Raw genomic sequence first — 14,293 nt, 5'->3', positions numbered from 1 at the left:
GTCGCGGGCGGATCGTCTGCCCCGGCGCACGCCGGGCCCCCATCAGAAGCGCAACGACAACAAGAGGAAATCGTGGAGACGCAACAGACAGGCTGGGTGGTGCTCAAGTTCGGCGGTACTTCGGTATCTCGCCGCAATCGTTGGGACACGATCGGACGTCTGGCTGGAAAACGCCTGAAACAAGACGGCCGACGGGTGTTGGTCGTGGTCTCGGCGTTGTCGGGCGTCACCAACGAGCTGCAGGCGATCGCCTACGCGGCGCCGGGCCAGGATGAGGGCATCGCCGCCCGCTTCGCCGGTCTGGTCGAACGCCATCGTTCCTTCTGCGCCGAGCTCGGCTTGGATCCGGACACAGTGCTGGGCGAGCGCCTGGCGAAACTGGTTGCGCTGGAAACCGATCCGCGCGCGGCCGGCCGTGCGCTGGACTGGCAGGCCGAAGTGCTGGGGCAGGGCGAGTTGCTGTCTTCGACCTTGGGCGCGGCGTACCTGCGATCGCAGGGCCACGACTTCGGTTGGTGCGATGCGCGCGACTGGCTCGACGCGGTCTCGCTGCCCAACGCCAGCGATTGGGCGCAGCGCTTGTCGGTCAACTGCCGCCATCAGGCCGCGCCGGATTTCCGCGAGCGCTTCGACGCGCAGCCGACCGCGATGTTGATCACCCAGGGCTTCATCGCCCGCCACGGCGACGGCGGCACCGCGATCCTGGGGCGCGGCGGTTCCGACACCTCGGCCGCGTACTTCGGCGCGTTGCTCAAAGCGCAGCGGGTGGAAATCTGGACCGACGTGCCGGGCATGTTCAGCGCCAACCCGCGCGAAGTGCCCGATGCGCGTTTGCTGGCGCGCCTGGATTACGCCGAAGCGCAGGAAATCGCCACCACCGGCGCCAAGGTGCTGCACCCGCGCTCGATCGCGCCGTGCCGCGACGCCGGCGTGCCGATGGCGATCCTCGACACCGAGCGTTTCGATCTGCCCGGCACCCGCATCGACGCCAGCGCGGTCACCGTGCCCGGGGTCAAGGCGATCAGCCGCCGCAACGGCATCGTGCTGGTGTCGATGGAAAGCATCGGCATGTGGCAGCAGGTCGGCTTCCTGGCCGACGTGTTCGAGCGCTTCAAGCGCCACGGCCTGTCGATCGACTTGATCGGTTCGTCGGAAACCAACGTCACCGTGTCGCTGGACCCGAGCGAGAACCTGGTCAACAGCAACGTGCTCGAAGCGCTGTCGGCCGATCTGGCCGAAGTGTGCCGGGTCAAGGTGATCGCGCCGTGCGCGGCGATCACCCTGGTCGGCCGCGGCATGCGTTCGCTGCTTCACCGTCTGTCCGACGTCTGGGCCGCGTTCGGCCGCGAGCGCGTGCATCTGATCTCGCAGTCGTCGAACGATCTCAATCTGACCTTCGTCATCGACGAAGCCGACGCCGACGGCTTGCTGCCGCATCTGCACCATGAGTTGATCCGCGGCGGCGCCATGCCGGTGCGCGACGACAGCGTGTTCGGCCCGAGCTGGCGCGAGATCGCCCACGGCAAGCCGCAACGCGCCGCGCCGTGGTGGCGCGGCAAGCGCGCGCGCTTGCTGGAGCTGGCCACCGCGGGTACGCCGCGCTACGTCTACGATCTGGCCACCGTGCGCGAACGCGCGCGCTCGCTGATCGGCACCGAAGCGGTCGACCGCTGCTTCTACGCGATGAAGGCCAACTCGCATCCGGCCGTGCTCAAGGCCATCGTCGGCGAAGGCTTCGGCCTGGAGTGCGTGTCGCTGGCCGAGATCGAGCGGGTGTTCGCGGCGATCCCGCACATGGCGCCGGAGCGGGTGTTGTTCACGCCCAGCTTCGCCCCGCGCCACGAGTACGAAAGCGCGCTCAAGCGTGGCGTCATCGTCACCCTGGACAACGTCGAAGCGCTCAAGCGCTGGCCGGAAACGTTCCGCGGCCGCACCTTGTGGCTGCGCCTGGATCTGGGCCACGGCGAAGGCCATCACGAGAAAGTCCGCACCGGCGGCGTCGCGGCCAAGTTCGGTCTGCCGCTGGCGCGGTTCGACGCGTTCATCGAAGAGGCGCGCAAGCTCGACATCCGCATCAGCGGTTTGCACGCGCACCTGGGCAGCGGCATCGACGATCCGCAGCACTGGCGCGGCGTCTACGCCAGCCTGGCCGGCCTGGCCGACAGCGTCGGCACCATCGAGACCATCGACATCGGCGGCGGTTTGCCGGTGGCGTACACGCCGGAGGCGCCGAGCTTCGATCTGCCGCAATGGCGCGCGGGCCTGGACGAAATCAAGGCCGCGTATCCGCGTTACGGGCTCATCATCGAACCCGGCCGTTACCTGGTCGCCGAAAGCGGCGTGCTGCTGCTGGGCGTGACCCAGGTGGTCGAGAAGGACGGCGTGCGCCGGATCGGCTGCGACGCCGGCATGAACGCGTTGATGCGTCCGGCCATGTACGAGGCCTACCACGGCATCCACAACCTCAGCCGCCTGGACGATACCGAACTGGCCGCGTTCGACGTGGTCGGCCCGGTGTGCGAGAGCAGCGACGTGCTCGGGCGCGGCCGGCCGATGCCGGTCGCCACCGAGGAAGGCGACACGATCCTGGTCGCCGACGCCGGCGCTTACGGCATGGCGATGGCCAACACTTACAACCTGCGCGCGCTGCCGGTGGAAGAGGTGATCGAATGAAACCGATCCTGACCGCCGCCTTCGCGCGCATCGCTACGATTTCGGGAAAACGCTTGTGAGCGCTCAATTCCAACGCGACGCCGTTCGCGCCTTCCGTTTCGTCCGCTGCGGCCTGGATGCGGCCACCGGTGTGGCCGAGTTGGTCTATGCCTTCGACGACGGCCCGGAACTGGTGGAAACCATCACCGTGCCGGGCGCGCCGTTCGCGCTCGACGGCGCGCGCGCGCAGGCGGTGGAGCAGGCGCTGCGCTTGCTGCATTTGATCGCCGGCGTCAGTTACTACAAGGCGGCGGTGCCGGAAGAGATTCGGATCGATGCGTATGCGATCGATGCCGATACGGCGGCGTTGTTGGAGTTGATTTACGTCAACGGGCTGGGCGAATTCGCTTACCGCAACGGGCTGAATCTGCACGGAAAGATTCGGTTCCCGGTGGGGACTTCGACCCAGGGCAGCCAAGCCCCCGCGCTCGGCCTGCGCGAACACGCGCTGGTCGCCATCGGCGGCGGCAAGGACTCGCTGGTCAGCATCGAAGCCCTGCGCGCCCACGACATCGCCCAGACCGTCACCTGGATCGGCGGCTCGCAACTGATCGCCGCCTGCGCCCAGCGCACCGACCTGCCCACGCTCAACCTGGGCCGCGCGCTGGCGCCGCAGTTGTTCGAACTCAACCGCCAGGGCGCTTACAACGGCCACATCCCGGTGACCGTGGTCAACTCGGCGATCATGGTGTTGGCGGCGCTGCTGCACGGCGTGGACCAGGTGGTGTTTTCCAACGAGCGCTCGGCCAGTTACGGCAGCCTGATCGAAGGCACCGGCGAGGTGAATCACCAGTGGTCCAAGGGCTGGGCCTGCGAACAAGCCTTCGGCGATTACGTCCAGCGCCATGTCGCCGCGGATCTGCATTACTACTCGCTGCTGCGCCCGCTCAGCGAGTTGGCGGTGGCGCGCCAGTTCGCCCGCAGCGATCGCTACGACGCGCATTTCAGCAGCTGCAACCGCAATTTCCATATTCTCGGCGAGCGGCCCGCGAGTCGTTGGTGCGGGGTGTGCCCTAAGTGCCACTTCGTGTTCCTGGCGCTGGCGCCGTTCATGACCAAGCCGCGCTTGGTCGGCATCTTCGGCCGCAACCTGCTCGACGATCCGGCCCAGACCGACGGCTTCGACGCGTTACTGGAATACCGCAATCACAAGCCGTTCGAATGCGTCGGCGAAGGCCGCGAATCGCGCGCGGCGATGGCGGCGTTGGCCGAGCGGCCGGAATGGCGCGAGGACGCCTTGGTCGAACGCTTCGCCCGCGAGATCCGGCCGCAGTTGGCCAGCGAGGATCTGCGCATCGAGCCGTTGCTGGCGCTGGACGATGAGCAGCGCCTGCCGCCGCGGTTGTGGGAGCGGTTGCGTGCGTATTTCGCAGCTTGACCGCAGCCGCGTCGCGCTGTGGGGCTGGGGCCGGGAAGGGCGCGCGGCCTATCGCGCGATCCGCTCGCGCCTGCCCGAACTGGCGCTGACGCTGTTCTGTTCGCCTGAAGAAGCCGCCGACGCGCGCGGCGCCAACGATCCGCGCTTGTCGATCGAGCACAACGCCAGCGCCGAGCGCCTGAGCGCGTTCGATTGGGTGATCAAGTCGCCCGGAATCAGCCCGTATCGCGCTGAGGCGTTGACCGCCGCGGCGCAGGGCACGCGCTTCATCGGCGGCACCGCGTTGTGGTTCGGCGAACACGCCGACGACCGCACCGTCTGCGTCACCGGCACCAAGGGCAAGAGCACCACCACCTCGCTGTTGGCGCATCTGCTGCGCGCCGGCGGCCATCGCACCGCGTTGGTCGGCAATATCGGCGTGCCGTTGCTGGAAGTGCTGGATCCGACGCCGCCGCCGGAGCTGTGGGCGATCGAACTGTCGAGCTACCAGACCGGCGACGTCGCCGCCGGCGGCGCGCGGCCGCAGATCGCGGTGGTGTTGAACCTCTATCCCGAACATCTGGACTGGCACGGTTCGCAAGCGCGCTATGTCGAAGACAAACTGAAGCTGCTGACCGAGGCCAAGCCGCGGATCGCGGTCTTGAACGCCAACGATGCGACCTTGTCGGCGCTGCGCTTGCCCGACAGCGAGATCCGCTGGTTCGGCGATGCCGCCGGTTGGCATCTGCGCGGCGACGTGTTGTGGCGCGGCGATCGCGAGGTCATGGACACCTCGGCGCTGCCGCTGCCGGGACGGCATAACCGCGGCAATCTGTGCGCGGTGCTGACCGCGATCGAAGCGCTGGGTTTCGACGCGGTGCCGCTGGCGCCGCACGCGGCCAGCTTCCGTCCGCTGCCCAATCGCCTGCAGCCCATCGGCGAACGCGACGGCATCGCCTACATCAACGATTCGATCAGCACCACGCCGCACGCGACCCTGGCGGCGTTGGAGTGTTACGCCGGCCGGCGCATCGCGCTGCTGGTCGGCGGCCACGACCGCGGCGTGGAATGGCAGGGGTTCGCCGAGGCGATGCGCACGCGCGCGCCGCTGGCGATCGTCACCATGGGCGAGAACGGGCCGCGCATCCATCAATTGTTGGCCGCGGTGGCGGGCGAGGGCGGCTTCGCCCTGAGCGCGGCGGGCGATCTCGCCGAGGCGATGGCCCAGGCCCGCGCCGCGCTCGGCGCCGAGGGCGGGGTGGTGCTGTTGTCGCCCGGCGCGCCGAGTTTCGGCCCGTACCGCGATTACGTCGCGCGCGGCCGCCATTTCGCCGAACTGGCCGGGTTCGATCCCGAGGCGATCAGCGCCATCGCCGGCTTGGGCATGGGGTGAAGGCAGGAGTGAGCGTAGAGGAGTGAGGAGTGAGCAAGAGCGGCGCCGCCTTCATCGCTCACTCCTCACTCCTCTACGCTCACTCCTGCCTTCATCACGCACACGCCACCGCAACACGCTAGTCTCCCGTCACCGCCCATCGGAGCCTCGCCATGCGCCGTCCCGTCGCCGTCCTGCTGCTCGCCGTTTGCGCCACGCCCGCTTTCGCCGCGGTCAAGACCCGCGCCCTGGAATGGAAGGTCGGCGAGGAGGTCTTCAGCGGCGTGCTGGTGTACGACGACGTCAACGCGATCAAACGCCCCGGCCTGGTGATGGTGCCCAACTGGATGGGCGTGACCGACAACGCCATCGGCATGGCCAAGGACATCGCCGGCGACGACTACGTGGTGCTGGTCGCCGACGTTTACGGCAAGGACGTGCGGCCCAAGGACAAGACCGAAGCCAAGGCCGCGGTCGGCAAGGCCTATGCCGACGGCGGCGCCACTTTGCGCAAGCGCGTCGACGCGGCGGTGGAAGCGTTGAAGGCGGACAAGAGCGCGCCGGTGGCGACGGCGAAGATCGGCGCGCTGGGCTTTTGCTTCGGCGGATCGGCGGCGCTGGAACTGGCGCGTACCGGCGCCAACCTGGCCGGTGTGGTGAGTTTCCATGGTGGGCTGAAGTCGCATTTGCCCAGCAACGGCGTCAAGGTCAACACGCCGGTGCTGGTGCTCAACGGCGCCGCCGACAAGTCGGTGCCGCAGGAAGACATCGTCGCGTTCGAAAAGGAAATGAACGAAGCCGGCGCCGACTGGCAATTCGTCAACTACAGCGGCGCGGTGCACTGCTTCTCGCAGATCGAAGACGCCGATGCGCCGGTCGGCGACAACTGCCGTTACGACGCGCGCGCGGCCAAGCGTTCGTTCGCGGCGATGCGCGCGTTCTTCGTCGAGCGGTTCGGCAGGCAGGACTAAGCCCGCGAACGCTTCGCGTCGCGCGACAAATCGCCGGAGTTGATGGATAGCCCCCTGTAGGAGCGGCGTCCCACGGGGATTTCCTTCGGTCACGAGCCGCGACCGCGACAAAACAACTTCCGTGAAAGCTTCGGCGTAGTTGTTTTGTCGCGGTCGCGGCTCGCGCCGCTCCTACAAGGCAAATCCGCGATCGCGCTTAGTGATCGCGGCTCACCGCATACCGCGCCAAGCCGCGCAGCGCCGCGGTGTAGTCGTTGTCGTCCAGACCTTCCAGCGCCGCTTCGGCGGCGTCGGCGTAGTCCTGCGCGCGCTTGCGGCTGTAGTCCAGGCCGCCGCTGGCGTGGATCGCCGCGAGCACCTCGGGCATGGCGTCGGTGTCGCCGTGTTCCACCGCCGCGCGCAGGCGCGCGCGCACCGCGTCGTCGCTGTGGGCGATGGCGTGGATCAGCGGCAGCGTCGCCTTGCCTTCGGCCAAGTCGTCGCCGAGGTTCTTGCCCAGGGTCTGCGCGTCGGACGCGTAGTCGAGCACGTCGTCGGCGATCTGGAAGGCGTAGCCCAGCGCCATGCCGTAGTCGTGCAGACGTTGTTGAGTCGCGGCGTCGCTTCCGGCCAGCACCGCGCCCAGGCGGGTCGCGGCGGCGAACAGCACCGCGGTCTTGCGTTCGATCACGCGCAGGTACGCCGGCTCATCGGTATCCGGGTTGCGTACGTGCAGCAACTGCAGCACTTCGCCCTCGGCGATCTGGTTGGTGGTGTCGGCGAGGATCTTCATGACCTCCAGCCGATCCAGTTCGACCATCAACTGGAAGCTGCGCGAATACAGGAAGTCGCCGACCAGCACGCTGGCGGCGTTGCCCCAGACCGCGTTGGCGGTGCGGCGGCCGCGGCGCAGATCGGACTCATCGACCACGTCGTCGTGCAGCAGGGTCGCGGTGTGGATGAACTCGATCACCGCGGCCAGTTGGTGCGCTTGCGGGCCGCGGTGGTTGAGCGCCCCGGCCGCCAGCAGCAACAGCATCGGCCGCAGGCGCTTGCCGCCGGCGCCGACGATGTACTCGGCGACCTGGTTGATCAGCACCACGTCCGAGGCCAGCCGCCGCCGGATCAGCGCGTCCACGGCGCCCATGTCGTCGCGGGCCAGGGACTGGATGCTTGCCAGATCGAGGACAGACAGGGTCGTTGCGCTGGAGGACATGGGGCGGCCGGATCGTTGGGACGTGAATTATAGGGCCTGCGTCGCCCTCGATCTCAGCTTGCCGCGAGCGGGCGCAAACGTGACTGAGTCGGTCCTTCCAGCTGAAAACGCTGAACTCGCAAGTATCCGATTTTGCGGAGAATTTGCGTTCTTTTTGAGCTTCTTTGCGATCAAATTCCTTTCGTTATTTCACGCTGCTTCTGCATAGATAACGTTAATTTCCACCTAGGTAAGCACATTCAGCTTGCCGCGAAAGTGATCAGGGACGATGCGCGCGGTGCCGGTCGAAGGCTTTTCGGCGACGACCAAAGCTGCCCAGGCGGGTCACTTTTTTGACCCGCAAGGTCACTTTTATGTGGCCGATTTCTTGTTTTGATTGTGACTTGTGTTGAAATAAGAATGTGATGGGTGGCACACTATTTGCCTGTTGTCCTGTGCAGCAGTGCGAAACGCGTATTGGCGTTAGGGGTTGCAAAGCAGTTCCGTGCATCTATCGGCAGGTTCGTCCGTACGAGGACGTGCCGGTTACGTGGAAAAAAGGGGGGCACGTCGTGACGTGTCAGGGGCTGAAGATCGGTATCCACGGGGATGTCGTTGGTCCGGCCGCCATCCGGCGGTTTCCTGCTGTTGGTCGATCGGCTGCGTTGCGGCCGGCGTCTGACGGCTCCCGTCCCATGCGATTCGAACAGCCAGGTTTTGCCGGTCGGATAAGCGCGGCGAAGTCAGCCGAGCCGATTCCAAGCGGTAGTCCCAGTGGTGGTTCCACCGCGAACGCGCCTGAACATCGGCACGTGCTTCAAGTGGATGTAGAGCCGTTCCGGGCTTGAGCGCTCAGCGTTCGCCCATGCATTAGGCACTCGCCGTACCCGCACGACCCGCAATACGAAAAACCCGCAGCAACACGTCGACCCACCGTCCGGTGGCGTCGCGACATCGCCTTCGAGCGATGGGCGCGATGTCGTCCGGCGCTTACCGAACTCCTGTTTGGGCCAACGCATGAACAACGTCATTACTCGTACTCCGGCCAGTCAGTCGTCCGCTCGCGGCGACGCCTCCACTGGATCGCGCATCGCTCGTACCGGAGTGCGTGTATTGCTCTCGACCGTGTTGGCCCTGGCCGCTTTGCCGGCGATGGCGCAATTCGCCAATCCGCTGCGGAACACCGCGACGATCCGGCCGCCGACCGATGTGACCAACGTCGACACGGCGTGCAGCGCCAACGGCGGTACCTTCAACAACGCCAACGGCGAGTGCTCGGCGACCGATTCGAACACCTTGGCCGCGGTCGCGAATTTGACCCTCACCAAGACCGACGGCGTGACCAGCGTGGACGCGTTGGGCTCCACGATCTACACCATCGTGCTGACCAACAACGGTCCGAGCGCGGCCAACGGCACTGTGGTGACCGACCCGGCGGCGACCGGTTTGACCAAGACCAGCGTGTCCTGCTCGGTGACCGGCGGCAGCGCGGTGTGCCCGGCGGTGACCGTGGCCAACTTCGAAAGCGGCGTGACCGTGGCGACCTTGCCCTCGGGCGGCCAGTTGACCTTCACCGTCAACGCCAACGTCACCGCGACCAGCGGCAGCGTCACCAACGCGGTGACCGCGACCCTGCCGCCCAACACCACCGATCCTTCGCCGACCGGTACGGTCGTCGACACCAATACCGTCAACCCGCGCGCCGATCTGGTGCTGACCAAGACCAACGGCACCAACAACGTGACCGCTGGCGGCACCACCGCTTACACCATCGTGTTGCGCAACAACGGCCCGAGCGTGGCCAACGGCACCGTCGTCGCCGATCCGGCGGCGACCGGTTTGACCAAGACCAGCGTGTCCTGCACGGTGACCGCGGGTACTGCCGCGTGCCCGGCCGTGACCGTGGCCAACTTCGAAAGCGGCGTGACCGTGGCCAACCTGCCTTCGGGCGGCGAATTGACCTTTACTGTCAACGCCAACGTGACCGCGACCAGCGGCAGCGTCACCAACACCGTGACCGCGACCCTGCCGGCGGGCACCACCGATCCGACTCCGACCGGCCCGGTCAGCGATACCGACACGGTCGATCCGCGCGCCGATCTGGTGCTGACCAAGACCAACGGCACCAACAACGTGACCGCGGGCGGCACCACTGCTTACACCATCGTGCTGCGCAACAACGGCCCGAGCGTGGCCAACGGCACCGTCGTCGCCGATCCGGCCGCGACCGGTCTGACCAAGACCAGCGTGTCCTGCACGGTGACCGCGGGTACCGCGGCGTGCCCGGCCGTCACCGTGGCCAACTTCGAAAGCGGCGTGACCGTGGCCAACCTGCCTTCGGGCGGCGAATTGACCTTTACTGTCAACGCCAACGTGACCGCGACCAGCGGCAGCGTCACCAATACGGTGACTGCGACCCTGCCGCCGGGCACCACCGATCCGACCCCGACCGGTCCGATCACCGACACCGACACCGTCGATCCGCGCGCCGATCTGGTGCTGACCAAGACCAACGGCACCAACAACGTGACCGCGGGCGGCACCACCGCCTACACCATCGTGTTGCGCAACAACGGCCCGAGCGTGGCCAACGGCACCGTGGTGACCGATCCGGCGGCGACCGGCCTGGCCAAGACCAGCGTGTCCTGCACGGTCAGTGCCGGCAGCGCGGTGTGCCCGGCCGTGACCGTGGCCAACTTCGAAAGCGGCGTGACCGTGGCGACCTTGCCTTCGGGCGGCGAACTGACCTTCACCGTCAACGCCAACGTGACCGCGACCAGCGGCAGCGTCACCAACACCGTGACCGCGACTCTGCCGCCGGGCACCACCGATCCGACCCCGACCGGCCCGATCACCGACACCGACACGGTCGATCCGCGCGCGGATCTGACCCTGACCAAGACCAACGGCACCAACAACGTGACCGCGGGCGGCGCCACCGCTTACACCATCGTGTTGACCAACAACGGCCCGAGCGCGGCCGATGGCACCGTGGTGACCGATCCGGCCGCGACCGGTCTGACCAAGACCAGCGTGTCCTGCACGGTGACCGGCGGTAGTGCGGTTTGCCCGGCGGTGACCGTGGCCAACTTCGAAAGCGGCGTGACCGTGGCGAGCCTGCCTTCGGGCGGCCAGTTGACCTTCACCGTCAACGCCAACGTCACCGCGACCAGCGGCAGCGTCACCAACACGGTGACCGCGACTCTGCCCCCGGGCACCACCGATCCGACCCCGGTCGGCCCGATCACCGACACCGACACCGTCGATCCGCGCGCCGATCTGGTGCTGACCAAGACCAACGGCACCAACAACGTGACCGCGGGCGGCACCACCGCCTACACCATCGTGTTGCGCAACAACGGCCCGAGCGTGGCCGATGGCACGGTGGTGACCGATCCGGCCGCGACCGGTCTGACCAAGACCAGCGTGTCGTGTTCGGTGACTGCCGGCAGCGCGGTGTGCCCGGCCGTGACCGTGGCCAACTTCGAAAGCGGTGTGACCGTGGCGAACCTGCCCTCGGGTGGCGAGCTGACTTTCACCGTCAATGCCAACGTGACCGCGACCAGCGGCAGCGTCACCAACACGGTGACCGCGACCCTGCCGCCGGGCACCACCGATCCGACCCCGACCGGTCCGATCACCGACACCGACACTGTCGATCCGCGCGCCGATCTGGTGCTGACCAAGACCAACGGCACCAACAACGTGACCGCGGGCGGCACCACTGCTTACACCATCGTGTTGCGCAACAACGGCCCGAGCGTGGCCGATGGCACCGTGGTGACCGATCCGGCGGCGACCGGTCTGACCAAGACCAGCGTGTCCTGCACGGTGACTGCCGGCAGCGCAGTGTGCCCGGCCGTGACCGTGGCCAACTTCGAAAGCGGCGTGACCGTGGCCAACCTGCCTTCGGGCGGCGAATTGACCTTTACTGTTAACGCCAACGTGACCGCGACCAGCGGCAGCGTCGCCAATACCGTGACCGCGACCCTGCCGCCGGGCACCACCGATCCGACCCCGACCGGTCCGATCACCGACACCGACACGGTCGATCCGCGTGCGGATCTGACCCTGACCAAGACCAACGGCACCGCTGCCGTGGATGCGGGCGGCACCACCACTTACACGATCGTGCTGACCAACAACGGCCCGAGCGCGGCCGATGGCACCGTGGTGACCGACCCGGCGGCGACCGGCCTGGCCAAGACCAGCGTGTCTTGCTCGGTGACCGGCGGCAGCGCGGTCTGCCCGGCCGTGACCGTGGCCAACTTCGAAAGCGGCGTGACCGTGGCGAGCCTGCCTTCGGGCGGCCAGTTGACCTTCACCGTGATCGCCAACGTGACCGCGACCAGCGGCAGCGTCGCCAACACCGTGACCGCGACTCTGCCCCCGGGCACCACCGATCCGACCCCGGTCGGCCCGATCACCGATACCGACACGGTCACCGAACGCGCCGATCTGTCGGTTACCAAGACGGTCAATCCGACCAATCCGCTGATCGGCTCGGTGGTGACCTTCACCATCACCGTCAGCAACGCCACCGGTCCGTCCGCGGCGGCCGATGTGGTCGTCAACGACCCCTTGCCCAACGGCTATACCTTCGTCTCGGCCAGCTCCGGCAACTACAACAGCGGCAGCGGCGCGTGGACCGTGGGCACGCTCGCGGTCGGCGCCAGCCAGACCCTGACCATCGATGCGCGCGTTCTGGAAACCGGTACTTACGTCAACACCGCGACGGTCACCGCGAGCACGCTCGATCCGACCCCGGGCAACAACAGCTCGACCGCGACGCCGACCCCGGTCGCCGCCCCGAAGCTGGGTCTGCGCAAGGATCCGCCGATCAATGCCGACAACGACGGCAGCGGCACGGTGACGCTGGGCGACGTGTTGACCTATACCGTCACCGCGACCAACACCGGCAACGTGACCCTCAACAATGTGGTGATCAGCGATCCTCAGCTCACCCCGAACAGCCAGACCTGCGCGACGCTGGCGGTCGGCGCGGAATGTGAGTTGACCGGTACCCATCAGGTCACCCTGACCGACGTCAACAACAATGAGATCGTCAACACCGCGCAAGTGACTTCCACCGAAGTCACCACGCCGGTCACCGCGAGCGTTACCACGCCGGTGCTGAGCCGTCCGATCAACGCCCAGGGCGACAGCGGCGGCGTGACCAGCGGCGCCGCGGGCGGCACCGCCGTTCCGAATGTGTTGGTCAACGACACTCTCAATGGCCAGCCGGCCACCGTCGGCACGGTGACGATCAGCTCGGTCAGCAGTACCCATCCGAATGTGACCATCGATCCGGCCACCGGCGCGGTGAATGTCGCGCCGGGCACGCCGGAGGGCAATTACACCCTGCGTTACCGCATCTGCGAAATTGCCGATCCGACCAACTGTTCGGAGGCCGATGTCGCGGTGCAGGTGGGCAAGGCCGCGATCAATGCGGTCCCCGATCCGGGCGCGGACATCGTCGGCGCGACCGGCGGGGTGACCGTGCCGAACGTGCTGGCCAACGATCTGTTGGACGGCGCGCCGGTGAATGCGGCCGACGTCAACCTGACCACCGTGTCCTCGACCCATCCGGGCGTGACCCTGGATACGGCGACCGGTGCGGTGAGCGTGGCGCCGGGCACTCCGGCGGGCGATTACGTCCTGACCTACCGGATCTGCGAAAAGATCAATCCGACCAGCAACTGCTCGGAAACGACGGTGACGGTGAAGGTGACCGCCGCGCTGATCGTCGCTAACACCGACCCGGGTGCCGACATCGTCGGCGCGACCGGCGGCGTGACCGTGCCGAACGTGCTGGCCAACGACACGCTCAACGGTTCGCCGGTCAACGCGGCCGACATCAACCTGAGCTTCGTCTCGGCGACCCATCCGGGTGTGACCCTGGATACGGCGACGGGTGCGGTGAGCGTGGCGCCGGGTACCCCAGCGGGCGATTACGTCCTGACCTACCGGATCTGCGAGAAGCTCAATCCGACCAGCAACTGCTCGGAGACGACGGTGACGGTGAAGGTGACCGCCGCGCTGATCGTCGCTAACACCGATCCGGGCGCGGACATCGTCGGCGCAAGCGGCGGCGTGACGGTGCCGAACGTGCTGGCCAACGACACGCTCAACGGCTTGCCGGTGAATGCGGCCGACGTCAACCTGACCACCGTTTCCTCGACCCATCCGGGCGTGACGCTGGATGCGGCGACCGGCGCGGTCAGCGTGGCGCCGGGTACTCCGGCGGGCGACTACGTCCTGACCTATCAGATCTGCGAGAAGCTCAACCCGACCAGCAACTGCTCGAGCACCACGGTGACGGTCAAGGTGACCGCTGCGTTGATCGTGGCGAACACCGATCCGGGCGCGGACATCGTCGGTGCAAGCGGCGGCGTGACGGTGCCGAACGTGTTGGCCAACGACACGCTCAACGGTCAGCCGGTGAATGCGGCCGACGTCAACCTGACCACCGTTTCCTCGACCCATCCGGGCGTGACGCTGGATGCGGCGACGGGCGCGGTGAGCGTGGCGCCGGGTACTCCGGCGGGCGACTACGTGCTGACCTATCAGATCTGCGAGAAGCTCAACCCGACCAGCAACTGCTCGAGCACCACGGTGACGGTCAAGGTGACTGCTGCGTTGATCGTGGCGAACACCGATCCGGGTGCCGACATCGTCGGTGCAAGCGGCGGTGTGACCGTGCCGAA

At 67.2% G+C, this 14,293-nt stretch carries 6 protein-coding genes; 5 read left to right on the top strand and 1 reads right to left on the bottom strand.

The annotated features are described in order from the left end of the window. Positions 1-72 precede the first annotated feature (72 nt). From V7787_RS34325 to V7787_RS34310, 4 genes are all read left to right on the top strand, one after another. A complete protein-coding gene (locus V7787_RS34325; protein ID WP_336091807.1) occupies positions 73-2,673 on the top strand; it encodes a bifunctional aspartate kinase/diaminopimelate decarboxylase in 2,601 nt (866 codons plus the stop codon). A 55-nt stretch (positions 2,674-2,728) separates the two neighbouring features. Continuing rightward, positions 2,729-4,090 (top strand): UDP-N-acetyl-alpha-D-muramoyl-L-alanyl-L-glutamate epimerase, encoded by a 1,362-nt coding sequence (gene murL / locus V7787_RS34320; RefSeq protein WP_336091805.1) that lies wholly within the window; start codon positions 2,729-2,731, stop codon positions 4,088-4,090. Further along, positions 4,071-5,462, top strand: coding sequence for a UDP-N-acetylmuramoyl-L-alanine--D-glutamate ligase (gene murD / locus V7787_RS34315; RefSeq protein WP_336091803.1), 1,392 nt, complete (start codon positions 4,071-4,073; stop codon positions 5,460-5,462). Before murL ends, murD begins: the two co-directional genes overlap by 20 nt. 152 nt (positions 5,463-5,614) lie before the next feature. Next, positions 5,615-6,412, top strand: coding sequence for a dienelactone hydrolase family protein (locus tag V7787_RS34310; RefSeq protein ID WP_336091800.1), 798 nt, complete (start codon positions 5,615-5,617; stop codon positions 6,410-6,412). A 196-nt stretch (positions 6,413-6,608) separates the two neighbouring features. On the opposite strand, the gene V7787_RS34305 is transcribed toward V7787_RS34310, so the two are convergent. Continuing rightward, a complete protein-coding gene (locus V7787_RS34305) occupies positions 6,609-7,538 on the bottom strand; it encodes a polyprenyl synthetase family protein (protein WP_336091868.1) in 930 nt (309 codons plus the stop codon). 1,065 nt (positions 7,539-8,603) lie between these two features. On the opposite strand from V7787_RS34305, the gene V7787_RS34300 reads away from it, so the two are divergent. Then, positions 8,604-14,293: beta strand repeat-containing protein (locus V7787_RS34300; RefSeq protein ID WP_336091798.1), on the top strand; the 5,690-nt coding region annotated here is incomplete at its 3' end.

The sequence above is a fragment of the Pseudomonas sp. CGJS7 genome, assembly GCF_036961695.1.
This window is presented reverse-complemented; position numbering and strand designations above follow the sequence as displayed.

What these genes read in the sequence shown, in the direction of transcription:
- V7787_RS34310 (WP_336091800.1), top strand. Translation starts at nt 5,615, where the DNA reads ATGCGCCGTCCCGTCGCCGTCCTGCTGCTCGCCGTTTGCGCCACGCCC.
- V7787_RS34305 (WP_336091868.1), bottom strand. Translation starts at nt 7,538, where the DNA reads ATGGGCGCCGTGGACGCGCTGATCCGGCGGCGGCTGGCCTCGGACGTG.